Source organism: Paenibacillus sp. Y5S-9, from assembly GCF_036894235.1.
Classification (GTDB): domain Bacteria; phylum Bacillota; class Bacilli; order Paenibacillales; family Paenibacillaceae; genus Paenibacillus.
Genome location: NZ_CP145887.1, coordinates 5397352 through 5423094, shown reverse-complemented (window position 1 = coordinate 5423094; position 25743 = coordinate 5397352). Strand labels below are relative to the sequence as shown.

Annotated in this window: 23 protein-coding genes, 9 tRNA genes and 1 rRNA gene; 30 read left to right on the top strand and 3 right to left on the bottom strand. The window is 45.9% G+C overall.

Annotation, left to right across the window (positions count from 1 at the left end; genetic code table 11):
- Nucleotides 1-30: 30 nt before the first annotated feature.
- The 18 genes from rrf to yajC all read left to right on the top strand — a co-directional run bounded on the left by rrf (nt 31) and on the right by yajC (nt 9287).
- A 5S ribosomal RNA gene (rrf, locus tag V6669_RS23895) occupies nt 31-147 on the top strand.
- An 84-nt stretch (nt 148-231) separates the two neighbouring features.
- Nucleotides 232-307, top strand: a tRNA-Asn gene (locus V6669_RS23890).
- Between the two features lie 4 nt (nt 308-311).
- Nucleotides 312-383 (top strand) — tRNA-Glu (locus V6669_RS23885).
- Between the two features lie 122 nt (nt 384-505).
- Nucleotides 506-581: transfer RNA gene (locus V6669_RS23880), tRNA-Val, on the top strand.
- A gap of 17 nt (nt 582-598) precedes the next feature.
- Nucleotides 599-672, top strand: a tRNA-Met gene (locus V6669_RS23875).
- A 27-nt stretch (nt 673-699) separates the two neighbouring features.
- Nucleotides 700-777: transfer RNA gene (locus tag V6669_RS23870), tRNA-Asp, on the top strand.
- A 23-nt stretch (nt 778-800) separates the two neighbouring features.
- Nucleotides 801-875 (top strand) — tRNA-Gly (locus V6669_RS23865).
- Nucleotides 876-881: 6 nt separating this feature from the next.
- Nucleotides 882-958, top strand: a tRNA-Arg gene (locus tag V6669_RS23860).
- A gap of 16 nt (nt 959-974) precedes the next feature.
- Nucleotides 975-1053, top strand: a tRNA-Leu gene (locus tag V6669_RS23855).
- A 7-nt stretch (nt 1054-1060) separates the two neighbouring features.
- Nucleotides 1061-1134, top strand: a tRNA-Pro gene (locus V6669_RS23850).
- Between the two features lie 201 nt (nt 1135-1335).
- A complete protein-coding gene (locus V6669_RS23845; protein ID WP_338588355.1) occupies nt 1336-2028 on the top strand; it encodes a BofC C-terminal domain-containing protein in 693 nt (230 codons plus the stop codon).
- A gap of 308 nt (nt 2029-2336) precedes the next feature.
- Nucleotides 2337-2840 (top strand): crossover junction endodeoxyribonuclease RuvC, encoded by a 504-nt coding sequence (gene ruvC / locus V6669_RS23840; protein WP_017686765.1) that lies wholly within the window; start codon nt 2337-2339, stop codon nt 2838-2840.
- Nucleotides 2837-3451: a Holliday junction branch migration protein RuvA gene (gene ruvA / locus V6669_RS23835; RefSeq protein WP_338588354.1), complete on the top strand. Its 615-nt coding sequence runs from the start codon at nt 2837-2839 to the stop codon at nt 3449-3451. Before ruvC ends, ruvA begins: the two co-directional genes overlap by 4 nt.
- Before the next feature lie 55 nt (nt 3452-3506).
- Nucleotides 3507-4517, top strand: coding sequence for a Holliday junction branch migration DNA helicase RuvB (gene ruvB, locus V6669_RS23830; RefSeq protein WP_091020485.1), 1011 nt, complete (start codon nt 3507-3509; stop codon nt 4515-4517).
- Between the two features lie 92 nt (nt 4518-4609).
- Nucleotides 4610-6697, top strand: coding sequence for a SpoIID/LytB domain-containing protein (locus V6669_RS23825; RefSeq protein ID WP_338588353.1), 2088 nt, complete (start codon nt 4610-4612; stop codon nt 6695-6697).
- A 7-nt stretch (nt 6698-6704) separates the two neighbouring features.
- Complete coding sequence (gene queA / locus V6669_RS23820; protein WP_338588352.1) at nt 6705-7733, top strand: tRNA preQ1(34) S-adenosylmethionine ribosyltransferase-isomerase QueA; 1029 nt, start codon at nt 6705-6707, stop codon at nt 7731-7733.
- Nucleotides 7734-7768: 35 nt separating this feature from the next.
- Nucleotides 7769-8905, top strand: coding sequence for a tRNA guanosine(34) transglycosylase Tgt (gene tgt, locus V6669_RS23815; protein WP_047844088.1), 1137 nt, complete (start codon nt 7769-7771; stop codon nt 8903-8905).
- Between the two features lie 67 nt (nt 8906-8972).
- Nucleotides 8973-9287: a preprotein translocase subunit YajC gene (yajC, locus tag V6669_RS23810; RefSeq protein WP_145324035.1), complete on the top strand. Its 315-nt coding sequence runs from the start codon at nt 8973-8975 to the stop codon at nt 9285-9287.
- A 125-nt stretch (nt 9288-9412) separates the two neighbouring features.
- On the opposite strand, the gene V6669_RS23805 is transcribed toward yajC, so the two are convergent.
- The gene (locus tag V6669_RS23805; protein WP_036616878.1) at nt 9413-9805 is read right to left on the bottom strand and encodes a TIGR04086 family membrane protein; all 393 of its coding nucleotides are present in this window, start codon (nt 9803-9805) and stop codon (nt 9413-9415) included.
- A gap of 182 nt (nt 9806-9987) precedes the next feature.
- On the opposite strand from V6669_RS23805, the gene V6669_RS23800 reads away from it, so the two are divergent.
- The gene (locus V6669_RS23800) at nt 9988-10752 is read left to right on the top strand and encodes a DUF421 domain-containing protein (RefSeq protein WP_338588351.1); all 765 of its coding nucleotides are present in this window, start codon (nt 9988-9990) and stop codon (nt 10750-10752) included.
- A gap of 3 nt (nt 10753-10755) precedes the next feature.
- Here the strand turns inward: V6669_RS23800 and spoVB are convergent, their stop codons facing one another.
- On the bottom strand, nt 10756-12390 hold the full coding sequence (gene spoVB / locus V6669_RS23795) for a stage V sporulation protein B (protein ID WP_338588350.1): 1635 nt from the start codon (nt 12388-12390) through the stop codon (nt 10756-10758).
- A gap of 227 nt (nt 12391-12617) precedes the next feature.
- On the opposite strand from spoVB, the gene V6669_RS23790 reads away from it, so the two are divergent.
- The 6 genes from V6669_RS23790 (at nt 12618) to V6669_RS23765 (ending at nt 19128) form a co-directional block, all read left to right on the top strand.
- Entirely contained in the window at nt 12618-12857 is a 240-nt protein-coding gene (locus V6669_RS23790) for a post-transcriptional regulator (protein ID WP_036617497.1), read from the top strand.
- Nucleotides 12858-12948: 91 nt separating this feature from the next.
- Nucleotides 12949-14199, top strand: a complete 1251-nt coding sequence (gene secD, locus V6669_RS23785) for a protein translocase subunit SecD (RefSeq protein WP_051447453.1) — start codon at nt 12949-12951, stop codon at nt 14197-14199.
- Nucleotides 14189-15097, top strand: coding sequence for a protein translocase subunit SecF (gene secF, locus V6669_RS23780; RefSeq protein ID WP_338588349.1), 909 nt, complete (start codon nt 14189-14191; stop codon nt 15095-15097). Before secD ends, secF begins: the two co-directional genes overlap by 11 nt.
- A gap of 72 nt (nt 15098-15169) precedes the next feature.
- Nucleotides 15170-16129 (top strand): cation diffusion facilitator family transporter, encoded by a 960-nt coding sequence (locus tag V6669_RS23775; RefSeq protein ID WP_338588348.1) that lies wholly within the window; start codon nt 15170-15172, stop codon nt 16127-16129.
- 40 nt (nt 16130-16169) lie between these two features.
- Nucleotides 16170-18578 (top strand): single-stranded-DNA-specific exonuclease RecJ, encoded by a 2409-nt coding sequence (recJ, locus tag V6669_RS23770; RefSeq protein WP_338588347.1) that lies wholly within the window; start codon nt 16170-16172, stop codon nt 18576-18578.
- A 37-nt stretch (nt 18579-18615) separates the two neighbouring features.
- Nucleotides 18616-19128 carry an adenine phosphoribosyltransferase gene (locus V6669_RS23765; protein ID WP_017686780.1) on the top strand — a complete coding sequence of 171 codons (513 nt, stop codon included), beginning with the start codon at nt 18616-18618 and terminating at the stop codon, nt 19126-19128.
- Nucleotides 19129-19281: 153 nt separating this feature from the next.
- On the opposite strand, the gene uraA is transcribed toward V6669_RS23765, so the two are convergent.
- On the bottom strand, nt 19282-20598 hold the full coding sequence (gene uraA / locus V6669_RS23760) for a uracil permease (RefSeq protein WP_338588346.1): 1317 nt from the start codon (nt 20596-20598) through the stop codon (nt 19282-19284).
- 373 nt (nt 20599-20971) lie between these two features.
- Here uraA and V6669_RS23755 point away from each other — a divergent pair, with 373 nt between their 5' ends.
- The 5 genes from V6669_RS23755 (at nt 20972) to V6669_RS23735 (ending at nt 25189) form a co-directional block, all read left to right on the top strand.
- Nucleotides 20972-23149: a bifunctional (p)ppGpp synthetase/guanosine-3',5'-bis(diphosphate) 3'-pyrophosphohydrolase gene (locus V6669_RS23755; protein WP_062835889.1), complete on the top strand. Its 2178-nt coding sequence runs from the start codon at nt 20972-20974 to the stop codon at nt 23147-23149.
- A gap of 12 nt (nt 23150-23161) precedes the next feature.
- Nucleotides 23162-23623: a D-aminoacyl-tRNA deacylase gene (gene dtd, locus V6669_RS23750; RefSeq protein ID WP_338588345.1), complete on the top strand. Its 462-nt coding sequence runs from the start codon at nt 23162-23164 to the stop codon at nt 23621-23623.
- A 74-nt stretch (nt 23624-23697) separates the two neighbouring features.
- Complete coding sequence (locus tag V6669_RS23745; RefSeq protein WP_156946186.1) at nt 23698-23865, top strand: hypothetical protein; 168 nt, start codon at nt 23698-23700, stop codon at nt 23863-23865.
- 266 nt (nt 23866-24131) lie between these two features.
- Complete coding sequence (locus tag V6669_RS23740; protein WP_105601829.1) at nt 24132-24638, top strand: type 1 glutamine amidotransferase domain-containing protein; 507 nt, start codon at nt 24132-24134, stop codon at nt 24636-24638.
- Nucleotides 24639-24742: 104 nt separating this feature from the next.
- On the top strand, nt 24743-25189 hold the full coding sequence (locus V6669_RS23735) for a hypothetical protein (RefSeq protein ID WP_338588344.1): 447 nt from the start codon (nt 24743-24745) through the stop codon (nt 25187-25189).
- Nucleotides 25190-25743 lie beyond the last annotated feature (554 nt).

The following is a 25743-nucleotide window of genomic DNA, read 5'->3' as shown; positions in this document are numbered from 1 at the left end:
TTTTAAGAAGCTATGCTTCGAAAAATCGCGTTTGGTGGCGATGGCGGAGGGGTTCCACACGTACCCATCCCGAACACGACCGTTAAGCCCTCTAGCGCCGATGGTACTTGGACCGCAGGGTCCTGGGAGAGTAGGACGCCGCCAAGCGAACTCTTTCATCATACATAGAAAACAGGCTCTGCATGTTGATGTGGTACGATGAATTGCATTTGCACTGCAAATGCATATTATTCCCTGATAGCTCAGTTGGTAGAGCACTCGACTGTTAATCGAGTTGTCACAGGTTCGAGCCCTGTTCGGGGAGCCATTAAGGCCCGTTGGTCAAGGGGTTAAGACACCTCCCTTTCACGGAGGTAACAGGGGTTCGAATCCCCTACGGGTCATAGCTATATTTATAGCTTCAACAAGGGATGAGAATCCCAAAGGTTCGTCGGAGGATATACCTCGTTAGCAACTGCTTAGCAGTCTCGAACGAAGTGAGAGTATCCCCTACGGGTCATAATATGGAGGCTTAGCTCAGCTGGGAGAGCATCTGCCTTACAAGCAGAGGGTCGGGGGTTCGATCCCCTCAGCCTCCACCATATAAACTTTATAACGACGCGGGGTGGAGCAGCCCGGTAGCTCGTCGGGCTCATAACCCGAAGGCCGCAGGTTCAAATCCTGCCCCCGCAATTATACTTTCCTTTGAGAAAGTGATCTGGAACCGTGGTGTAGTTGGCCTAACATGCCTGCCTGTCACGCAGGAGATCGCGGGTTCGAATCCCGTCGGTTCCGCCATTTTTATATTAATAATACCGTGTGCGGAAGTGGCTCAGCGGTAGAGCATCGCCTTGCCAAGGCGAGGGTCGCGGGTTCGATTCCCGTCTTCCGCTCCAATATTTGCGCCCTTAGCTCAGCTGGATAGAGCGTTTGACTACGAATCAAAAGGCCGGGAGTTCGAATCTCTCAGGGCGCGCCATTATAACTTCAAATTTGCCGGCGTGGCGGAATGGCAGACGCGCTCGACTCAAAATCGAGTGGGAAACCGTGGAGGTTCGAGTCCTCTCGCCGGTATATATAACGGGATGTAGCTCAGCTTGGTAGAGCACCTGGTTTGGGACCAGGGGGTCGCATGTTCAAATCGTGTCATCCCGATCTCTAAAACACTATCTATAATTAGGTAGTGTTTTTTTATATTTATCTATATAAGATTCTATAAATGCAGGTTCGATATTAACTATGATAAATTCTCTAAGCTAACACATGCGTGTTCCTTCTGCAGACAACAAGTTAGTTGTGCATAAAGCCTCAATCTTTAGGTCACAATAGGTTTAAAAAGTGATAGAAGGGGTTCATGTGAACACGTTTAACTTCAGAAAACAATTCAAGAGACGCTGGCGAAGGTGGAAACGAACCGTATGGATGACGGCGGCTCTGCTTGCAGTTACGATATTGGCTTACAGCGGGTTGTCTATCTCATCGGCGATAGAGCGTTTGCTGACAACTAATTTTAGTGAGGCAACCAGTGTGTTGGGACCTGTTACGCAGGAAACAAGATCTGAACAGGAGATTCAGGCGTTAGTAGAGCAACTTGATTCTGATCCGGATCATTTAACAAGTGTGGTTTTGGAAACACAGTACATCTGCGGAGTGGAGACAGAGCAGTTAGGCAAGATGGCTAGACCGCAGTTGAAGATGCTTCTGGCTCAACATCCGGAATGGGATGCTACCGTTGGAACATCAGATGAGTTACATTTGAAGCAACGTGTAGATGACCTTTCACCGATTTGTAAACAGCAGGCTTATATCAGCATAGATGCTGTAGGTAATCTTAATTTGTACGAGGGTAAGCCTGCAGAAGAGAAGGTTATTCGTACGTTCTTTCAATTGGATGTTGGGACGTTGGAAAGTTCTTTGCCTGAAGGGGTGTTGGAGCAATTGCAGCAGGGTATTCGGATTCAGGACAAGGATGAATATGATAGCGTGATCTCTACGTTCAGTGACTATGCCGTGGATGAAGATCATCATTTAATCCGTAATGGCGGTTAATCCAAACGTCCTCACCTACAGTATTAAGATTGTGAAGTACTGAAAAGATGGTGGCAATAGCAATAACATTAATGGTTTACGTAACCAAGCGATAGAATCTAAAATACGTGGAATGTGGTGAAGGACATCGAAGAGATGTCCTTTTTGTCGTTTGAACTGAAATACATGAAAATACGAATAAACATGTAAAAAATCCACGAATAAAGACGAGTAATCAGTTAGACAAAGTTTTTCCTGCCGCAGGGTCTATCTTTTGTTATAATGAAATGAACGATACATATGTTCGCTTTTGTGAGGGAGAGATGGTTTTGCGTTTTTTGGGAATTGACCCGGGGATTGCGATTGTTGGTTTTGGTTTTGTGGATAAAATCGGCAGTAAGGTGGTACCCGTACAATATGGATGTATTCAGACAGAAGCTCATACGCCTGAAGAGGAACGGTTGCTTCACGTATATGAAGGTATGGTGCAATTGATTGATAAATACAAACCGGACGCAGTAGCGCTGGAGAAACTTTTTTTCAATCGGAACGTTACAACAGCGATGTCTGTCAGTCAGGCTAGAGGAGTCATGGTACTCGCTGCCGCACAGAAGGGTTTGCCTATTGCAGAGTATACGCCAATGCAGATCAAGCAGGCTGTCGTTGGGTACGGTAAAGCGGAGAAGAAGCAAGTACAGGAGATGGTCAAAATGTTCTTGCGTCTTCAAGTCGTTCCTAAACCGGATGACGTAGCGGATGCATTGGCTGTAGCCGTGTGCCACGCACACTCTTATACATTAAATTCCAAGTTGAATGAGGTATTGCGAAAATGATTGATTTTCTAAGAGGACAGTTCATTCATGTAGAGAATGATTATATTGTGCTGGATGTACATGGTGTGGGGTATCGCGTATTCTGTCCGAATCCATTTGTGTTTGCCAAGCAAGAAGGCGAAATTACCGTGTACACTCACCATCATGTGCGTGAGGATGCGATGTTGCTGTTTGGATTTGTTACACGGGATGAGCAACGGTTGTTCCGTAAACTGATTGAAGTATCCGGTATCGGTCCAAAAGTGGCACTGGGCATACTCGCTGGAGGTACACCAGAACATGTGGTTACGGCGATTTATCAGGAGAATCTTACGTTCTTGACCAAACTGCCAGGTATCGGCAAGAAGACTGCACAACGCATGATTCTGGATCTCAAGGATAAGCTGGATAGTTTTGGCGCGGCAGCGTATGCAACGGGTTTGTTCGCTCCTCCATCGGAAGAGTCGGGAAGTGGTTCAGCCTGGGATGAGGCACGTGAAGGTCTCAAGGCACTTGGGTATACTGACAGTGAGCTTGATAAAGTATGGCTCAAAATGAAAAAGGATGTTACTACAGCGGATTCCGTTGATGTGTTAATGAAAAAGGCGCTGCAAATGCTGTTTACGGGATAATACAATTTGCATATTATAATATAGCTGTAGCCTGCAAAAAAAGGTAGGGATGAACATGGATGATCGGATTATTTCCGCGAACCTGATGATGGAGGACCAAAATGTTGAGTTGAGCCTTCGTCCCCGGTATCTGAATGAATATATCGGGCAGAATCAGGTGAAGGAAAATTTAAAGATATATATCGAAGCTGCCAAATTTCGTAATGAGGCATTGGATCACGTTTTGTTATATGGCCCACCTGGACTGGGTAAAACAACACTTGCCAACATTATTGCCAACGAATTGGGCGTTAACCTAAGAACTACGTCGGGCCCAGCCATTGAACGCCCGGGTGATCTTGCAGCATTGTTAACCAACCTGCAGGAAGGCGATGTCCTGTTTATTGATGAGATTCATCGTTTGCATCGTACGGTTGAAGAAGTCATGTACCCCGCTATGGAAGATTCGGCATTGGATATTATGATTGGTAAAGGTCCAAGTGCACGTTCTGTTCGGCTGGATCTGCCGCCATTCACTCTGATTGGGGCTACAACGCGTGCTGGCTTGCTGTCTGCTCCACTTCGAGACCGATTTGGTGTTATCAGTCGCTTGGAATTCTACACGGTTGATGAGCTGGCTTATATCGTCTCACGCTCTACCGAAATTTTGGGTGTGGAGATTGTGGGAGATGCTGCGCAAGAGATTGCATTACGCTCACGTGGGACACCGAGAATCGCGAACCGTTTGTTAAAACGAGTACGCGACTTTGCACAGGTGCGTGGGGATGGGATTATAACACAGACACTCGCGGAAGAAGCGCTGCAACGTCTCCAGATTGATCCGCGTGGCCTGGATGAGATTGATCATAAAATGCTTAAATCGATGATCAACAGCTTCCGGGGAGGCCCGGTAGGGTTGGATACCATTGCTGCTACAATCGGGGAAGAAAGTCAGACGATCGAGGATGTTTATGAACCGTATCTGCTTCAGATTGGTATGATTCAGCGTACCCCAAGGGGCAGGATCGTAACAGATCTCGCCTATCATCATTTGGGTCTACCTGTTCCACCAAGAGACGGGAAATAATCGAGCCTATTGAACATTCACCATAAACATTGAAATAATCACGTGTTAACCCGATATAAAAGTGAAGGAAATGCATGGAGAGGAGTCTGATTGTGGGAAAAGCAATACGAACGAAGAAGTGGAGTCGTCGATTGAAGGTACTGGCGGCAGCTCTTTTGACAGTGGGTTGTTTGCAAGTGCCTGCGTATGCAGCAGCAAATGATGGACAGACGATCCGGGTAGCCATGTTTGCAAATCTGGGTAGTACGTATAAATCAACTACACCACTCATTACGCTTGAATCGACGGGACAATGGAGCATCCAATCGGAGAGTGGCGCAAATGTAAGCCTTCCGGCAGGACAAGTCCGTTTCAGTGCAGATGGATTCCGAGTGAAGGTGTTGGAAACAGCGGACTTTAAGGCAGCATCTGCAGCAGCAAAATTGTTGCAGGCAACCGCAGATAAACCGTTGCTGTTCACAACGTCTGTGAATGGAAATGCCATTTACCAGCTCTACACAGGCAACTATGCAACGGAGGCACTGGCAGGACAAGCTGTTACACGAGTACAAAAGGTAGCGGCAGCTCAATTGGCTGGTCAAAAGCCAGCTGTAACAGGAAGTAAACGCCTGTCTGCTGGAACCTATGGTTCGATTCAGGAAGCAGAGGCAGCACAAGCCAACCTTTTATCAGCAGGAGTTAGTAGTGTCTATCCAGTTCTTCAACTGAGTGGAGGAAGCCAAGCATATGCGGTATGGGTGGGTGAAGCTTCAACGGATGCGGAATTAACTGCATTGAAGAACAGTGTGGAAGCCAAAGCTCCAGGGGTAAGCCTTTCACCTGTCAACAATAGTGCAGGACTCATCATCCGTCAGGATGCAGGATTAAGTACGGATGCACTCAAAACAGCTCCGCATTACACCATTGCAGGTACTGATTCCAAAGCATTGGTACAAGGGAATGGCAATGGTATCAAAGTAGTGGAACGTTCCCAGCGTACGTATCGTGGAGATATGGAAATCAGCATCGTGAGCGGTGATCTGGCATTGGTCAATGTCGTTCCGCTGGAGCAATATCTGTATTCTGTCGTAGGGGCAGAGGTCTATTCCTCCTGGCCCGTTGAGGCTTTGAAAGTTCAAGCTGTAGCTGCTCGTTCCTACGCGCTTCAACAGGGTGAGCGCTTCAAAATTGCTAATGTCGTGGATACAACGCTCAGCCAAGCCTATAACGGGATTGGTTCGGAGAACGATAAAGTAACCAGCGCAGTGGATGCAACTGCTGGAGAAGTGGTAAAGAGCAGTGGTAAAATCATCGAAGCTGTATTCTCCTCCAATGCGGGCGGCCAGACGGCTCATCCTTCTGAGGTATGGAACGGCGGAGCAGGTGTGTTCACCAATGTGGTTAGCTCAGGAGATACATCAGCCCAGGCAGGATTACACACGTGGTATCATGTGCTGCTGAGTTCAGGCGTTAGTGGGTACATTCGTGAGGACAACATCAAAGAATTAACGACCAAAACCAATGCAGGACTGGCTAAAGTGACGGTAACAGCTCAGAATACTAATGTGCGTGCCATTCCGTTAATTCAATCCACCGTTGAACCTGTAGCTAAAATGAATCCAGGCAACGAAGCTGTAGTACTGGCAAAAGTAGCTCAATCCAATGATTATGCTTGGGTGAGAGGACCTTTCACGTCTGCACAGTTGGTTAAATCCCTTCAGGGTAAAACAACAGCGTCTGTTCCTGCTTCCATCTCAACCTTGGAAGTGACCAAGCGTGGACCTTCCGGAAGAGCACTTGAAGTCACTGCCAACGGACAGGCTATGACGGTGAAATATGCCGATACATACCGCTCTGCACTAGGTGGATTACCGAGCACTTTATTTGATATTGCAGGGACCGGAAGTTATACTGTATTAGGCGCTGACGGCAAAACAGCCAGTAAAACCGGCTCAAATGGTGCCTCTGTATTGTCTTCTTCTGGCACAGGAACGTCATCCGGTAATGCACTTGTAGTTATGAGTGGTGATGGTCAAGCCAGAGCGGTAACGCAGGGTCAGACCTACATGTTCATCGGTCAGGGCAATGGCCACGGATTGGGCTTGTCCCAATGGGGAGCCAAAGGCATGGCAGATGAAGGGTATGATTACCAGGCAATATTGAAACACTATTATCAAAATGCGACTATTGTTAAGGAATGAAACTAAAATGAATGTGAACTTATATGATTTTGAATTACCAGAGCAATTGATAGCACAGACGCCGTTGCTTGATCGCACGGCATCCCGTTTGCTCACCTTGAACAAAGATAGTGGTGAGATTAATCATCAAACGTTTCCCGATATTATCGATTTTCTGAATCCCGGCGATACATTGATTCTGAATGACACACGTGTTCTTCCAGCCCGTCTGTTCGGTACAAAGGAAGATACCGGAGCAAAAGCGGAAGTGTTATTGCTCAAAAATGTGGAGGGTGACAAGTGGGAAGCACTGGTTAAGCCGGGGAAAAAGCTGAAAGCCGGTTCGGTGATCGTATTTGGCGATGAACTGAAGGCAATCATTGAAGAAGAAGGCGAGATGGGGGCACGTACAATTACGTTTACGTATGATGGAATCTTCCAGGAGATTCTGGACCGTCTGGGTGAGATGCCGTTGCCACCTTATATCAAAGAGACATTGGATGACCGTGAACGTTATCAGACCGTGTATGCCAAGCATGAAGGATCGGCAGCTGCACCTACAGCGGGACTGCACTTTACGGATGAATTGTTGGATCAGATTCGTGCCAAAGGTGTTAATGTGGCCTTCATCACGCTTCATGTAGGACTGGGAACGTTCAGACCTATGTCGGTTGACGTTGTTGAAGATCATGTCATGCATGAGGAGTATTACTCCTTGTCACAAGAAACGGCAGATCTGATTAACCAGACCAAAGAGAATGGACACCGTGTTTTTGCGGTTGGGACAACGAGCTGCCGGACTTTGGAAACGGTAGGCAGCAAATTTGAAAATGGAATACTGCAAGCGAGCAGCGGATGGACCAGCATTTTCATCTATCCAGGCTATTCCTTCAAAGTAATTGATGGGATGCTTACGAATTTTCATCTCCCGAAATCCACGTTGGTTATGTTGGTTAGTGCACTAGCAGGCAGGGAACATATTATGCAGGCATATGAGGAAGCCATCCAAGAGAAATACCGGTTCTTCAGCTTCGGCGATGCCATGTTGATATATTAGTATAACGATTAACTTTTAGAGGATGATTAAAACCAATGGCAGCAATTACGTATGAACATATCAAAACTTGCAAACAATCCGGTGCACGTCTGGGACGTGTACATACACCTCACGGTATTATTGAGACACCAACCTTTATGCCTGTAGGTACACAGGCGACTGTCAAAACAATGAGCCCTGAAGAGTTGAAAGAAATGGATGCTCAGATTATTTTGAGCAATACCTATCACCTGTTTCTGAGACCAGGACATGAAATCATCCGTGAAGCTGGCGGATTGCACAAATTCATGAACTGGGATCGTCCAATTCTGACGGACAGCGGCGGATTCCAAGTGTTTTCTCTTAGCGAGATGCGCAAAATTACGGAAGAAGGCGTTAACTTCCGCTCCCACTTGAATGGAGACAAGAAGTTCCTTTCACCTGAAGTGGCCATGGAAATCCAGAATGCACTTGGGTCCGATATTATGATGGCGTTTGATGAATGCCCACCGTATCCGGCTGAATATGAATATGTCAAAAAATCACTCGAAAGAACGAGCCGCTGGGCAGAACGTTGTCTCGAAAGTCACGCTCGTCCGCATGACCAAGGTCTGTTTGCCATCGTACAGGGAGGCATGCATGAAGATCTTCGCCGTCAGAGCGCCGCAGATTTGACTTCCATGGATTTCCCGGGGTATGCTATTGGTGGACTGAGTGTTGGAGAACCGAAACATTTGATGTATGGTGTATTGGATTATACGTTACCTTTGTTGCCATCCAATAAACCACGTTATTTGATGGGGGTAGGTTCGCCCGATGCGTTGATTGAGGGATCTATTCGTGGAGTGGACATGTTCGACTGTGTTCTGCCAACTCGGATTGCCCGTAACGGAACAACAATGACCAGCCAAGGACGTCTGGTAGTTCGCAATGCCAAGTTTGCAAACGATTTTGGACCATTAGATCCTGAATGTGATTGCTACACTTGTCGCAACTATTCCAGAGCTTATCTGCGTCATTTGATAAAAGCAGATGAAACATTTGGCCTGCGTTTGACAACGATCCATAATCTTCATTTCTTGCAGAATTTGATGCGTAATGTACGTAAAGCCATTATGGAAGATCGTTTGCTTGATTTCCGGGATGAATTTTTCGATCAATATGGTCTTCATGACAATGACAAAGGTTTCTGATTGAGTTTTTGAGGAAACTGGCGTAACAAGCAATATCTGTATGTATAGTCGATAAGGGGGAGTTTGAATGTTTCAGGGAATGACTCTAGCAGGAGCACAAGCGGGTGGAGGCATTGTATCTTTGATTGTACCTTTGGTACTCATGGTTGCAATTTTCTACTTCTTGATGATTCGTCCACAGAACAAAAAACAAAAGCAACGGAATTCGATGCTGAGCCAATTGAAAAAGGGCGATAAAATTGTAACGATTGGTGGCCTTCACGGTACGATCGCTGAGATTACGGACGATGTGGTTGTATTGCGTGTAAACGATGTAACTAAGCTTACATTTGACCGTAATGCAATCAGCACGGCTGTAGCTCGTGATACGGCTGTTGAATAGTTACTGTAACATAGAATAACGAGGGTGCGTTTGTGGCGTATTCCCTAGTAGAGAACCGGATCTCCCTGGAGACCCGGTTCTCTTTTTTGATTTATGAGGGAAGGTCGATGTTCTTTACCAGTCAGTCAGGAGCGATGCGTATTAACACCGAACATGCCACCGAGAGCTGAAATGAAGAACGCGCTAAGCAGTTGTAAACTATCCTTCCAATTAAACGAAGCATCCAGCGCGAGAAATCCGATTAACAGCACAAGGAGTCCATATACGATTCCGGTAATCCCTCCGTAGTACCATCCTTTTTCACCAGAACGTTTGCCTGCGACAAAACCACCAACCAATAATGACAAGCCATGAACAACATAGGTATACAACGAGAGGTCCTGTTCCCGCATTCCGCTCATCCAGAGAAACAAGGAGAGAATAAATGCCCCGATAAACATCCAAACAAAAGCCTGACAGAGGCCTGACAGAATCGGATTGGACACTCGAAACGAAACCAAGCGGCGGATCAATTGCATGAAGCAACCCCCTTGTACAAGTTATAAGTTAATACAGTGTATGGTCAAGCCTTCGGACTTATGAACTGTTTTCCATTAAATGAACGGATTATTTCTGCATGAGCATGTAAGGTTCAGGTCAAAATAGGGATTGCACTACCCGGCTAACTGTAAAAACTCAGTTTCGAAGGAGGACCCCTGTTGTGAACTTCCCAGATGTCGGATCACATATCTTTCGAACCATTCTCATGTACTTTCTGGTGTACTGTGCAATGAGGGTTATGGGTAAACGTGAGATTGGTAAGCTATCCATGTTTGATCTTGTCGTGTCCATTATGCTTGCTGAAATGGCTGCTTTTGTCATTGAAGATATTGATAAACCGCTCTCTCATGGGATTGCCCCCATGCTTACTTTGATCATCGTACAGATCGGAATGGCCTTTATTGGTCTTAAAAGTCGGCGTCTTCGCCTGATGATTGATGGCAAACCTACTGTTTTGATCTCCAGAGGTGTTCTTCTCCGAGATGAGATGCGGAAGCAACGATACAACCTGGACGATCTATTACAACAACTTCGTGAACAGAATGTAGACAGTATCGGTGATGTTGATTTCGCCATTTTGGAGACCACAGGTAAGCTGACCGTTTTTCCCAAGGATGAGAATGCTTCTAACGACAGCAACTCTTCCGGCTCTAATTCAGATTCAGAAGGGGCTTCGTCCAGTAGATCCAAAACAGAGAAAAATCAGATTTATGGATTTTCAAATATCAAATACGAAGGTCTGCCACTCCCCTTAATTATGGACGGAAAGGTCCAGGATCAGAATCTGGAGATCATCCAGAAAACGAGATTTTGGCTGAAAAATCAAATTCAAAATAACGGAATTCTGGATTTCAAAGATGTATTTATATGCTCCATCGACCACAATGGTAAGATATATGTAAGTCCAAAAGATGAAAAAAAATGAAAATCATTTGCCTGACCGGCGTTTAAACCATGAACCGATCAAAGGGGCTCGGGACAGATCATGAAAGTCAATCATTTTGGTCCAGCCCATAACGATGAAATACACAATAAGCCCGACAAAAGGAGCGAGAAGCATCCGGAGCCAGAAAGGCAATATCATCGCAGTCTCTTCGTATACGAGTAGGGTCGCTGCTCCCATAATAAACATTCCTGCACCCGTCTTGACCCAATCCATCATTTTGAAGCGGAACTGTAACAAACTGCGTACGCTTTGGGCATGTAACAGGGTAACGACAGTAGAATTCACACAAATGGCGATGACTGCACCGAAGATGCCATATTCGGGACGGGAAGCGAGCGTTAAAATCAACGTGATTTTGATAACAGCACCGATAAATGTATTCAACAGTGCTTTACCTGGACGGTCCAGAGCTTGTAATGCAGCTTGAAGAGGGGCTTGAATATAAATGAACAAAGCAAAAGGAGCCATTAGCTTCAGCATGCTTCCAATCGATGCATCATTATACAGGACAAGACACATCGGTTCGGCAAGCACATACATAAACACAGAAAACGGAGCACCTGTCACGAGTGCCAAACGTAAGGCCTGATGCATTCTTTTATGAATCAGTGCGCGATCTCCCTGAGCAGATGCTTCAGACAGTGAAGGCACAAGTGATGTTGCAAGGGATGAAGTCAGTGCCCCCGGCAGCAGCAGCAAAGGAATAATCATGCCTTGTAGTGCACCATATTGTGCTGTAGCGAGTCCTTTGGATATGCCTGCCAGAGCGAGACTCTGGGCAGTAACGATGGTTTCGGCCAGATAGGATAGGGAACCAACTAATCGGCCTGCAGTAACAGGAATGGAGATTGCAAGCAAACGCCGGATTAATCCGGGCTGTGGAGTACCCGTCTCTTTCAGAACTGAAGGTATTGGGTTTAAAGGCTTGGCTGAAGGTTTGGTTGTGAGATTGGACATGTTCTGTTGCTTAGCTAGAGGTAACTCTTTCTTCTGCCTGTTATACTTCCACAAGAGTACAAGCATACCGCCGAATTCTCCAACGAGTGCGCCCAGCATGGCACCAGCAGCAGCTTGGGCAATACCGTGGGGGAGAAGAAGCCAGGCAAACCAAATGACACAGACGATACGAATGATGGTTTCAACAATGGATGAAATGGCAGTAGGCATCATGTTTTGCTTACCTTGGAAATACCCTCTGTAGACGGCTGATACGGCGATAATGGCAATCATGGGGCTCATACTAACAAACGTATGGTACACCCGCTCATCTGTGAGCACGTACTTGGTAACCCAGGGTGCAAATAGGATGCACAAAAACATGAATACAACACCCAGGGTCAACGTAAAGCTTAAGCTTACTTGCAGGATTCGCTGGGGGGAATAACGATTGGCACCGGTATCAGCTTCGGCTACGAGCTTGGCTACGGCGAGCGGAATACCACCCGTAATTAATGTCACCAGTACGATAAAAAAGGGATAGCTCAATTGGTAGATGCCAACACCTTCTGCACCAATGACTCGTGGCAGCGCAATGCGCGGAATGAAACCAAGTATTCGATTAATTATGCCTGCCGCGAGCAGGATCATGGCCCCCTGGATAAATGTCTGTTTCTTCAAGACTACCCCTCTTTCCCGGTTGAAAGTACAGGCTATCAACATAAACGGGACAAAGCCGTTGTTCTTCATCCTATGCCAGTCCTTTATCTTCTCATGACAACTTGGACACGATTAACAAAAAGAACCATAATCAGCAAGAAGGAATATGATCAAGCGAAGTCGAATCATGTAATATTGATGCCGCATAAAGGCTTGGATGTACGAAGGGAGGCTCCCCGTTGGAAGAAATGAATGATGTGGAGTTGGAACAGTCAATAGAGATGCTCTGCCGTAGCAAAGCGGAGGAATTAAGGCTTGTCGGTTACGAATATGTCACCAGCAAAGATGTCTGGAATTGCGTCAGTCATAAATATGAAAAACAGGGCATTCCACCGCTTCACCAGCTGGTGAACGACATTTTGTCACTGAAAGCAACAAGCTTTATGAACTTTATGACCGTGTCTGCATACCGGGGGTCCTCTTTCTAGACGAAAGGGATCTTTTTTGTTGAAAATTGACTGCTTTTTACGGCATCGCTATAATAGGAATATTGAGAACGAAAGGGGATCTAGGAACGGCATGAAAAGAATTATCAGTTTCATTCTGGTCGTGCTTGTCACCACAGGGGTAATGGTGGGAACAAGCCCGGAACTGCTCAAAAATATACGCTTGGGCCTTGATTTAAAGGGAGGCTACGAGATCTTATATGAAGCAGAGCCGCTCGAAGCAGGTCAACAAGTCACCAAAGCATCTCTGGTGCAAACGGCCAAAAGCCTTGAAAGCCGCGCCAATGCGCTCGGAACAAGCGAACCGGAGGTAACCACAGAAGGAAGCAACCGGATTCGTTTGAAGTTGGCAGGGGTTACGGATGAGGCTGAAGTTAGAGCCAAAATGAAAGAACCGGCTGTTTTGACCTTCCGTAGTAAAGCTGAGAACGACAAGGAAGGCGAGTACACCAAAATCGAACTTCGCGGAAATGAATTTGTTGAGAATGCAGCCAAAGTTGTGTTCACTCAATTGAATGAGCCTATGATTGACATTCAAGTGAAAGACAAAGCTAAATTTTCCGAGATTACCAAACGTTTGATCGGACAACCTCTCGCTATTTATTTGGACGATGAGCTGTTATCTGCTCCAACCGTTAGACAACAGTTGACAGATGGTTCCGCTCAGATTTCGGGTGCTTACACACGTGACGAAGCAAACCAGCTTCGTGACACCATTAACCTGGGTGCATTGCCACTGAAACTTACAGAGAAGTATTCACAAAGTGTTGGTGCAACACTTGGTAAACTTTCTCTGGATCAGACCATTAAAGCGGGATTGATTGGTTCCGTTATTATTCTAGTGTTCATGATTGGGCTTTATCGCATTCCTGGTATTATCGCGAGTTTTGCCTTGATTACACATACGTGGCTGGTACTTGCAATCTTCTACTTAGGAGAATTCGTACTTACCCTTCCAGGTATTGCGGCGTTTATCCTGGGTATAGGGATGGCGGTGGATGCCAATATCATCACGTACGAACGGATTAAAGAAGAGATGCGCAGTGGTAAGTCGATCTTGTCTTCGGTTAAAGCGGGTGGTAAACATTCCTTCCGAACAATCATTGACTCCAACATCACAACCATTATTGCTGCGGCTGTTATGTTCTTCTTGGGAACAGGTGCGGTTAAAGGTTTTGCACTCGTGCTGATTTTTGATATTGTCACCAGTATTATCACGAATATTTTCTTCTCCCGCTTCCTGTTGACCCTGCTTGTACGGGGTAACGTGTTGAAGAAGCCTAAGTACTTCGGAGTGAAGGAGAGTGAAATTCGTGCGCTTTAATTGGAATTTTGATTATGTTAAAGGTAGTAAGATTGCCTATATCTTCTCGATTATTCTGACGATTACGGGGATCATCAGCATTCTGGCTTTGGGTTTGAATTACGCGGTTGATTTCCGTGCTGGATCGAATGTGGATATCTCGGTATCCAAAGCAATCACAGCGGAGCAGATTAAACCTATCGTTAAGGACATCGGTGTTGATGAGGGTGATGTTACCATTACACCGGGGGCTGACCGTGTAAATGTTCGTTTCTCGAACGTATTGGATGAAAATCAAGAAAGTAAGTTCAAAGAAGAATTTGCTAAACTGGATGCATCGGCTTCCTATGAAGTAAATACCGTTGATCCGGAGATGGCCAAAGAATTGGAGCGCAACGCGATCTACGCGGTACTCATTGCAAGTATCGGGATCATGATCTATGTTGCAATCCGGTTTGAGTGGCGCTTTGGTTTGGCTGCGGTTATCGCACTCTTCCATGACGCATTTGTCGTAATAAGTGTGTTCTCTATCTTCCGTTTGGAAGTCGATCTGACCTTTATTACTGCAGTATTGACCATTGTCGGGTTCTCGATCAACGATACGATCGTTATCTTTGACCGGATTCGTGAGAATCTGCGTTTTGCCAAAAAGACAACCAAAGCCGACCTACGCGAGGTAGTCAATCGCAGTTTGGCTCAAACGATGACACGTTCCCTGAATACAACATTCACGGTGTTTGCAGCTTCAATCTGTTTGTTCATATTTGGTGGAGAATCCATTCGCATGTTCTCACTTGCGATGGTTATCGGAACACTGTTCGGTGCATATTCTTCAATCTATATCGCCGCTCCACTATGGCTGATGCTTAAAGGTAAACAAGTGGAAAAGCCAAAAACAGTAGCTAAAGAATCTAACTAAACATCTTATTGTGAGCCGCGTCTGCCAGGCGCGGTTTTGCAACTTTATGTACAGAATTAAGGGGGAATATTCATGACCAGAGAACATATCCCATCTGCTCAGGCTGCCACATGGAGCGGTATTGCTGGTAATATGGGACTTGCGGTGATCAAAGCGGGAGTCGGTTATATGGCAAACAGCAAATCATTGCTCGCTGACGGCTTGTATTCTGCTTCTGAAGCTGGTTCTGCCCTAGCTGGTCTCTTTCCCTCCAAGTCTGTACGCGATAAGAGCAGGGCTCACAGGGGACGGTTTAAAGAACATTCACATGTTGCTAGACCCGGAATCTCAGTATTGTTATCTGTCCTGATCCTCATGGGTGGATTACAACTTGCTATCTCCGCATTGGGTAGTCTCTCCGGAAGTGAACCGGAAGCGCCAGGCAAGTCGGTACTTTTGGTGGCTGTTGCAGCTCTGGCTGTGAAAGAAGCAATTTTTCAATTTCAGTACAGATATTTTCGTAAACGAAACCAGTCTCAGGCGCTGGCCTATGTACAGCAACATCGTCGTTCGCTCTATTGCTCGCTCACCGTGTTAATCGGCATTATAGGATCGATGGCTGGTGAAGAGATGGGTTTGAGCATGTTGCTCTACCTGGACCCCACGGCAGCGTTGATTGCTTCCTGTTTTGTGCTTCACAAGGGTTACCGAATGATTGTGGACACAGTCTATGGTTCACTCGTTCAGGAACTGCAGCAGGAAGAAGCGTCAGATTTCAAAGAGACTGTACAGCGGGTGTATGGCATCATTACCATTGAACATTTGGTTGCACGTGAACAGGAACATGATGTTACGATTGAGCTGGTTATTAGTGTGAATCCAAGAATCTCAATACTGGAAGCACAGGAGATTGCGAATCGCGCCAAGACACTACTGCTAACCCGGTTCAGTCATGTGAAAGAAGTACAGATTCAAGCGATACCTTATGATCCAGGTTATCCTTATAAATCCAATCATGAACTGCCCGATCACGAAGCGACATTAATTCAGTAGTGAAGCGCGGGTCCAGTAGATCAGGAAAGGAGCGTTATCATTGCTTTATTCGCAATACCGGTGGAATACACCGAATATCGATTTGGAGGCGGCTGCGGGACTCTCGCAGGCGCTTTCCGTTTCACCCCTTGTTGGACGTTTGCTTGTGAGTCGAGGAGTGCACAATGAGAAGGAGGCCGAACGTTTTTTGCATCCTGATCTGAATCAGATGCATGATCCCTATCTGCTCCTCGGCATGAATGAAGCTGTGCCACGTATCAAGCTGGCATTGGAGCGGGAAGAACATATTTTGATCTACGGGGATTATGACGCTGATGGCGTATCCAGCACATCGCTCATGATCCATTTGATGCGTCATCTTGGGGCTTCGTACGATATATATATCCCTCATCGCTCGAATGAAGGGTATGGATTGCACAACCATGCGTTGGATTGGGCGCATCAACAAGGCGTTTCATTGATTATTACCGTGGATACCGGAATCAGTGCTGTTGAACAGATTGCCTATGCTGCAACGCTGGGCATTGAAGTCATTGTGACAGATCACCACGAGCCTCCTGACATTTTGCCCGAAGCCTTTACACTTATTAATCCAAAACTTCCGGGATGCCCGTATCCTTTTAAAGGTTTGGCAGGAGCAGGAGTAGCCTTGAAGCTCGCTCAGGCATTAATCGGGGAAGTGCCCGGTGAATGGATGGAGATTGCCGCCATCGGCACCGTTGCCGATCTGATGCCTTTGGAAGGGGAGAACCGGGTTATCGTTAGTTATGGAATAGAATCGATGCGTGGTTCACGTCTTCCCGGTGTAAGTGCATTGCTGGAAATCAGTGGGGTGGATCAGAGTCAGGTGACTTCAATTAATATTGCCTTTGCCATGGCACCTCGTATTAATGCCAGTGGACGTTTGGATCATGCCGGAAGAGCGGTATCGCTTCTCACCACCGAGAATCTGGATGAAGCTCATACGCTTGCGGGCCAGCTTGATCTATTGAATCGGGAGCGGCAGCAAGTCGTAGAGGGCATATTACAAGAAGCAACTGCACAGTTGGAACAAAAGATACGGCTTCGTTCAGGATCCGTTCCAGATGTAATCGTATTGGCTGGTGAGGGCTGGAACGTCGGAGTAGTTGGTATTGTGGCTTCCAAATTGCTGGAGCGTTATTACCGACCTACACTTATCCTTGGGATCGATCCAGAGAGCGGTGTCTGCAAGGGCTCTGCGCGCTCTATTGATGGCTTGGATATCTATGAGGCGCTCACAGTCAATAAACACACCATGGACCATTACGGGGGACATCCTGCTGCAGCAGGTATGACCTTGCATCGGGATCAGCTGGAAGAACTTGAGGCTGGTTTGAATGAGTTTGCTGCATCTGTATTAACTGAAGAGGACTTTGTACCTCAACGTCTTGCGGATGATGAATGCAGAATCAGTGATGTTCCGCTGAAAGTAATCCAGGAGATCGACAGATTGCAGCCTTTTGGAATGAGCAATCCTTCGCCACGGTTTGTATTGAGAAGTGTGACTGTGAAGGAAACCAGAACAATGGGACGAGAGAAACGCCATCTGAAACTGGTTCTGGAACAGGATGGTCAGCAACTGGAAACCGTTGCTTTTGGCAAGGGAGCGTTAGCAGAGTTTCTTCTCCCAGGTTCCGTTATTGATGTGATGGGAGAACTGTCCATCAATGAATGGAATGGGATGAGAAAACCTCAATTGATGCTTCAGGACATTCATGTTCCTCAGGTCCAAGTGTTTGATTTGCGTGGTAATGCCGAGCCATTAAATGCGATGAAGCATTTCTTGAGCTCACTTGAGGTGCATCTGCGATATAAATCTGGTTCTGTTGGTGCTATTGTCCGGAAAGAAACAGATGTTTCCGAGGGAAATTCATTGTATGAACCTTGCCTTTGGGTATATGATAGAAAGGTCGGGTTATTTCCGTGTAATGCTGCTGCACAGCATTATGGACAGGAACAAGTCCGGACGTTATTTGTGTTTGATACGCCGGAAACCCCGGAACAACTTAATGCCATGCTGGCTTTGTTCAGTGGAGCTGAGAATATCATCCTTCTGCACGGATCAGGCAACCGCCGAGATCGCCTTCAGATGCCTTCCAGAGAACTCTTTAAGCGTATTTATATGCAGGTGTTGAAATGGAAAGCTGAACCCGTGGAGGAACAAGAGATTACTCCTGTGCTCAGTCGTCAGTGTGGTTGTTCGCCCCGCATGATTACGATGATGTTGGATGTATTCGAAGAGTTATCCTTCATTACCCGTGATAACGGCAAAATTGCGTTTGTGGATAACCCGCCTAAGCGTGAACTAACCGCTTCACGTCACTATCAGGCGCTCGAAAATATGGCCGAGATAGAACAGGTGATGCTGGATGCAGCCACACCGCAACTGACACAATGGATGATATCCCGGATGAAGGGCGTATCTTAGATGGAAGTTTGTGTATTTATTTTAGGAGGAGATTATTTTGGATTTTAAAGATTATATTCGTGTCATTCCTGACTTTCCACAACCGGGAATCAGCTTTAAGGACATTACAACATTGTTGAAGGATGGAGAAATGTACCGCAATGCGATCAATGAACTGAAAGTGATGGTTTCTGATCTTAAAATTGACGTTATTGCTGGACCTGAAGCACGTGGATTCGTTGTGGGCGCCCCTCTGGCATACGCTCTTGGTGTCGGTTTTGCTCCGATTCGCAAAAGTGGAAAACTGCCTGGAGAGACGATTGAAGTTGGTTATGATCTCGAGTATGGCAAGGATACACTCGCGATGCACACAGATGCGATTGAAAAAGGTCAAAATGTCCTGATCGCAGATGATTTGCTCGCAACGGGTGGAACGATTGCAACTTCCATCAACTTGATTGAACAATTGGGTGGGAAAGTTGTCGGAGCTGCCTTCCTGATCGAGCTGTCTGATCTGAATGGTCGTGCCAAATTGCCAGAAATCGATGTATTCACATTGATGAATTATTAAGCTGAGATCTCCACATGTACCGCTGTGACGAAACATGAATTGTTTTTTCCGTTTCCCGGGAAATAATATACAGCATTAATGATTATCAAAAAGCCTGTTCTTCCAACCGTAAGGTTAGGGAGAACAGGCTTTTTGATGTGTATACAATGGAAATTAATGTGGCGTTTTTTCAGTGACAGGCTGTTTACGCGAATCGTCATTCAACCAACCTAGCACTTCAAACAGTTTGAACAACAAGCTCATCAGGATTCCGACGATGGTTGCCAATGCCATCCCTTTCAGATGAACGCCGTAGAAGGTAACTTCTGTACCACTCAGTCCGATGACCAGTACAAGTGTAGTAAGCAGCAGATTGGTCGGTTTGGCAAAATCGACTTTCTGTTCAACCAGAATACGCAGACCAGATGCTGCAATAACCCCGAACAGGAGCAGGGATACGCCGCCCATAACGGGTACAGGAATGTTAGCTACAAGCGCCGAGAATGTTCCTGAGAAGGAGAGCACGATTGCAATAACTGCTGCCCCACCAATGACATATGTGGAGTATACGCGGGTCAGGGCCATTACACCGATGTTCTCACCATAGGTTGTATTAGGAGTAGATCCTACAAACCCGGACAGAATGGTGGAGACCCCATTACCAAGCAGGGAACGATGAAGCCCAGGGTCTTTTGAAAGATCTTTGCCTACAATGCTGCTCGTTACAAGCAAATGTCCAATATGTTCAACGATAACCACAAGCGCTACAGGTAAAATGGTGAAAATAACGGACCAGTCAAATGTAGGCGTTGTTACGGTTGGTAGTGAGATGAAATCAGCGTTTCCAATAGCCTGTTTATCAACCAGACCCATAGAATAGCCAAGGATATAACCGACTACAATACCGATTAGAATATGAATGATTTTGGGGAATCCACGGAACGTTACGGCTCCAATAACAGTGATACCGAGTGTGGCCATGGATAAAATAATGGGTTTGGCCTGAGGCACCCAGTTGGGGTTAGCAACAGGATCAGAGTTAATCAATCCTGCCATACCAGCTGCAACAGGTACAAGCTCCAGACCGATCAGAGCAACGATGGCGCCCATAACCGCTGGTGGGAAGACTACGTTAATCCATCCGGTACCCGCAAATTTAATAATGAGGGCCACGAAACAGAAAACAAGTCCTGTTATGATAAAAGCTCCAAGTGCCATGGAGTAGCCATTCTCTGGATGTTGTTTTAATACCATTGTGACAGGTGCAATAAAGGCAAAGCTTGATCCGAGATATGCTGGAATCTTACCTTTACACATGAGTATGTACAACAGTGTTCCAATCCCGTTCATCAGCAGGATCATACTTGGATCAACACCGAACAGGTTTGGTACAAGCACCGTGCTACCAAACATGGCGAACAAATGCTGAAGGCTAAGCAGTGAACCTGAGCCAAGAGGCATCTTTTGATTAACCTGAATTTCGCGTTGCAATGAATTTCATCTCCTTTTCCGAAACACAAACTTTCAATAGATTACAGAGTTTCTCTTAATTAAGCAATAACATTTTTGACGTAGCAAAGCGATGGAATTTATATTTTCATGAATTTTCCTTCTATTTCAGCAAATAACGGCAATAATACATAAGAAATAAGAAATACATCCAATCCCCTGTGAGTCATAGGGAAATGGGATAGAAGTAATCCAGATCACCAATATAAAAATTGGATAAGCGCTGTTATTCGTCAGCAGTTGACGGGAAACGGGCGAAGCGTCATAATTATAGGAAATTACTTTTACGGGGAACCTGTGTTGCAGCACTGTCACGGGTTCCATTTGGTATAGAAAGGACACGGAACAGATCAGAATGGGCATAGAGCAATTACTCGAGAAGGCCGGGGCATATATCAAAGAACCCGATCTGGTGCGCATACGAGAAGCTTACGAATTTGCTGATCAGGCCCACCATGGACAGACGCGAAAATCGGGAGAACCGTATATTCTGCATCCGCTTGCGGTTGCCGACATTGTTGTGAACATGCAGATGGACACCATCTCCATAATAGCAGCGCTTCTTCATGATGTAGTAGAGGATACTACGGTCTCACTTGAAGAGATCCGCAATCATTTCGGCAATACGTGTGCCATGCTTGTTGACGGCTTGACGAAGCTGGAACGTATTCAGTTTCGCTCCAAGGAAGAACAGCAGAACGAGAACTACCGCAAAATGTTCATCGCCATGGCGCAGGACATCCGTGTCATCGTGATTAAATTGGCTGACCGTCTGCATAATATGCGGACACTCAAGTTTCAGTCGGAAGAAAGCCAGCGCCGGATTTCATATGAGACGCTGGAAATTTTCTGTCCGATTGCAAACCGTTTGGGTATCTCTGCAATCAAATGGGAAATGGAGGACATCGCCCTCCGTTATTTGAATCCGCAGCAGTATTACCGAATTGCTAACCTCATGCACAAAAAACGTGCAGAACGGGAGCAATATATTGATACGGTTATGGATGGAATTACGAACAAGCTCGATGAGATGGGAATTCAGGCAGACCTTTCGGGCCGCCCGAAACATATCTACAGCGTGTTCAAGAAGATGACCACCAAAAACAAGCAGTTTAACGAAATTTACGATCTGCTTGCTATCCGTATTATTGTGGATAATATCAAGGATTGTTATGCTACCCTGGGAATTATACACACGTTATGGAAACCGATGCCTGGACGCTTCAAAGACTACATTGCGATGCCGAAGGCGAACATGTATCAATCGCTGCATACAACGGTAGTTGGTCCCAATGGCGAACCAACGGAAGTGCAGATCCGGACATGGGATATGCACCGGACTGCTGAATTTGGTATTGCTGCCCACTGGGCCTACAAAGAAGGCGCTGCGAACGGAAATCATTTTGAAGATAAGATTACGTTTTTCCGTGAAATTCTTGAACTTCAAAACGAAGCACAGGATGCATCAGAATTCGTAGAGTCACTCAAAATGGATTTCTTCTCGGATCTGGTATTTGTATTTACGCCAAAAGGAGAAGTCATCGAATTGCCGATCGGCTCTGTTCCTTTGGATTTTGCTTATCGAATCCATACGGAGGTTGGTAATCGGACCATTGGTGCCAAAGTGAACGGTCGGATTGTTCCGCTCGATTATCATCTGAAGACAGGTGATATCATCGAAATTTTGACGTCCAAACATTCTTACGGACCGAGCCAGGACTGGATAAAAATTGCGAAATCATCTCATGCACGAGCGAAGATCAAGCAATGGTTCAAGAAGGAACGCCGTGAAGAAAACGTTGAAAAAGGTCGGGATAGCTGTGAGCGTGAACTGAAACGCATGGGGCTTGATCCTTCTGCATGGATGACGGATGACAAGTTGATGGAAGCTGCCAAAAAATATGCGTTTAACGATATTGATGACATGCTTGCGGCTGTTGGATTCGGTGGGATTACTGCTGCACAGATTGTAACCAAAGCAACGGAAAAACTGCGTAAAGAGCAGGAAGAGTCCAGTTTGCTGGAATTAAATTCCGAGATGCGTGAGCTGAAACCTGCACCTGAGCGCAGAAATCGACCAACCAACGGTATTCGTGTCAAAGGCATTGATAATCTGCTTGTCCGATTCGCACGATGCTGTAATCCTGTACCTGGGGATGACATTATCGGATACGTTACACGCGGACGCGGCGTTTCCGTACACCGTAGTGACTGTCCGAATATCCCGACAAGTGCAGACGGAGAAGAAGCAGCACGTGTGATTGAGGTCGAGTGGGAAGAGAATATTGAAGCAAGTTACAGTGTGGATATTGAGATTACAGGCCATGATCGGAATGGCTTGCTCAACGAGGTACTTCAGGCTGTATCTGAAAGTAAAACCAATATATCTGCCGTTACAGGACGGACAGATAAAAATAAATTAGCATTGGTGCACGTCACAATTCTGATTCGTAATACGGATCATCTGCAATCCGTTGTAGAACGGATCAAACGTGTGAAAGATGTCTATTCGGTGCATCGGATTATGCAGTAAGGAGCCTGTAAGATGAGGGTGCTTGTACAACGCTGTAAAGAGGCTCAGGTGACCGTGGGAGACGAGCTGACAGGGAAGATCGAATCCGGATTAATGCTGCTCGTAGGCATTACTCATGAGGACACCACGAAGGATGCCCAGTATCTGGCTGACAAAGTTAGTGGGTTACGGATATTTGAGGATGATCAGGAGAAGATGAATCTCAGCCTACTTGATGTAGGCGGTGCTGTATTGTCTGTTTCCCAGTTCACCCTGTACGGAGATTGTCGCAAAGGAAAGCGTCCGAGCTTTGCGGCTGCGGCCCGACCTGAAGCGGCAGAACGGTTATATGAAACGTTTAATCAACTACTACGGGATAAAGGTATTCAGGTTGAAACCGGGCGTTTCGGAGCGATGATGGATGTAACATTTACCAATTGGGGACCCGTGACTTTGATGCTTGAAAGTCCGGTTCGTCAGGAACCACGTGCATAATTTCATGGGGTTTAGGCCATAATGAGGGATAATTCGTTGATGACTATTTCATGATCAAAGGAGTATCCCTCATTATGCGCCAATCTGCGAAAGAAACACGTACCCGTACAGAACCTTTGTTACTCCCTGGCAACCTGTATGAATCATTGCACCTTGCCCGTTCGGCTGCTGAGTATGTTGCAACGATCTGGGCACTTCAGGATTCGGACAAAGGGAAGCAGAGTCATCTTCCGCGATCTTGAATGTTTACAAAGGTATATAAACATCCGATATTTGGATTATACAGATTCTGAAAAAGTCCTGATTCCTTCCCGAATCAGGACTTTTTGTCGTAAGTAGAACTTTTTAAGTGTTCGTTTGACGACTTCGTTACAAAATGAAATTACATTGAATTGTTATAAATTGCTCTGGTGAGGGTAATAACAACACGAGGCACAACGAAGTGTCAATGTACTGCAAGACCCGATTTTATAAAGAAAGTTCGAACACGGAAAGGAGAACATACGTTATGAGTAAAGTTGCTTTTTTATTGGCGAATGACTTTGAGGATTCGGAGATGCAGGTCCCGTATGACGAAGTAAAAAAAGCTGGACATGAAGTGGAGATTATCGGATTAAAAGCCGGTGAGACCCTTAAAGGTAAAGGAGGAAAGGCCTCCTATACCACAGATAAGGCGATTGGTGATGCATCCGCTTCAGATTATGATGCAGTCGTGATTCCTGGTGGATCATCCCCTGAGAATTTGCGGACTGATGCGCACATCTTGAAGTTTGTCACCGAGATCAACAGTGCGAAGAAACCAATTGCTGCGATCTGTCATGGTCCGCAAATTTTGGCTAGTGCCGGTCTGTTGAAAGGCCGCACCATTACATCCTATCCACCACTTAAGGATGACATGGTAAACGCAGGAGCAGAGTTCAAGGATCATGAGGCCGTTGTGGATGGAAACTATATTACATCCCGTACGCCTGAAGATGAGCCAGCATTTGTACGTGAACTGCTAAAAGTTATATAACTTCAGCCAGTGCCACTGACATACATTGATGTATCTTAACTACGTTACATCGTGACGTTTACAAACTTAACGTTGCATTTCATTCCGAAAAAGGAGGGTTTGACATGACAAAACATATTCAGGCGTATTTTCGAACCGAGGACGAGGCAGAGGGAGCAAGAACTTCACTTCAGACGTTCCGTACAGAGCATTTGGAAGTAGGTCAACTCGATAGTGCGATAGGTAGAGACACGCGTGTTATGGTGCCACTGGTGCCTTATAATACAGCAGGTGGGGTAGGTACCAACGGAGCAATGGGTGTAGGTGCAGCCCCTGGTGTTCCAGCCAGCGAAAATGTGATCCCTGTGGTAGCCAATGTGGACCGTGATGCAGAACGGGATACTCGCGACAGAGTGAATGAGGATGGAGACCTGCTGAATGCTGCAGATGTGTCTTCGGCCGATTATGATGATCTGCATTATGTTCTGTCTGCCAAAGTAAGGGATGAGGATTATGAGGAGATTGTTCATAAGCTTCGTTCCAACCATGCCTATGTGGAAGATTTGAATTAACGTGTAGATACTTCTTGGCCCTTGCACTGCTCGACCACACAGTCGAGTGATGTGCAAGGGCTTTTTAATCAGGAGGATATTAAAAAAAACTAATTTATAAAGCGCTATCATTTTTGTAATATTACTGTAATATTAGATACATAAGCCTTTAACATAGTGGGCTTATAATAACACACATGACCCCCTTTTTTTATATATCCTTTGAGCCTGCACACCGTGTGCAGGCTATTTTTTTTGAGCTGAGAATGTGTATGTTTTGGGCAGAGCTTACCCCTTTATTCAATTTTTGCTAGAATAGAGAGATGGGTTTATATATTCTACAGCGAATTGTTTTCATAGTTGGGCTACATTGGACGGTAAATCTAGCTCCAGCGATTGGGTTCAGGCGAATCCAATCCTATGACAGAGAGTATGAGGAACTCATCGCCAGAGTGATCGGTCATATTCCAGATGAACATATACTCGCTGAAACGGCCCCGCCTTTTTTTATATAAGTACGGGGCAGCCGTTTCTGCTTAATCGATGGAATTTGAAAGTTATATAGAATGCCTCGT

Excerpts from the sequence above, each read along its gene's own strand:
- ruvA (WP_338588354.1), top strand. The coding sequence starts at position 2,837 with ATGATTGATTTTCTAAGAGGACAGTTCATTCATGTAGAGAATGATTAT.
- ruvB (WP_091020485.1), top strand. The coding sequence starts at position 3,507 with ATGGATGATCGGATTATTTCCGCGAACCTGATGATGGAGGACCAAAAT.
- queA (WP_338588352.1), top strand. The coding sequence starts at position 6,705 with ATGAATGTGAACTTATATGATTTTGAATTACCAGAGCAATTGATAGCA.
- tgt (WP_047844088.1), top strand. The coding sequence starts at position 7,769 with ATGGCAGCAATTACGTATGAACATATCAAAACTTGCAAACAATCCGGT.
- yajC (WP_145324035.1), top strand. The coding sequence starts at position 8,973 with ATGTTTCAGGGAATGACTCTAGCAGGAGCACAAGCGGGTGGAGGCATT.
- V6669_RS23805 (WP_036616878.1), bottom strand. The coding sequence starts at position 9,805 with ATGCAATTGATCCGCCGCTTGGTTTCGTTTCGAGTGTCCAATCCGATT.
- V6669_RS23790 (WP_036617497.1), top strand. The coding sequence starts at position 12,618 with ATGAATGATGTGGAGTTGGAACAGTCAATAGAGATGCTCTGCCGTAGC.
- secD (WP_051447453.1), top strand. The coding sequence starts at position 12,949 with ATGAAAAGAATTATCAGTTTCATTCTGGTCGTGCTTGTCACCACAGGG.
- V6669_RS23775 (WP_338588348.1), top strand. The coding sequence starts at position 15,170 with ATGACCAGAGAACATATCCCATCTGCTCAGGCTGCCACATGGAGCGGT.
- V6669_RS23755 (WP_062835889.1), top strand. The coding sequence starts at position 20,972 with ATGGGCATAGAGCAATTACTCGAGAAGGCCGGGGCATATATCAAAGAA.
- dtd (WP_338588345.1), top strand. The coding sequence starts at position 23,162 with ATGAGGGTGCTTGTACAACGCTGTAAAGAGGCTCAGGTGACCGTGGGA.
- V6669_RS23745 (WP_156946186.1), top strand. The coding sequence starts at position 23,698 with ATGCGCCAATCTGCGAAAGAAACACGTACCCGTACAGAACCTTTGTTA.
- V6669_RS23740 (WP_105601829.1), top strand. The coding sequence starts at position 24,132 with ATGAGTAAAGTTGCTTTTTTATTGGCGAATGACTTTGAGGATTCGGAG.
- V6669_RS23735 (WP_338588344.1), top strand. The coding sequence starts at position 24,743 with ATGACAAAACATATTCAGGCGTATTTTCGAACCGAGGACGAGGCAGAG.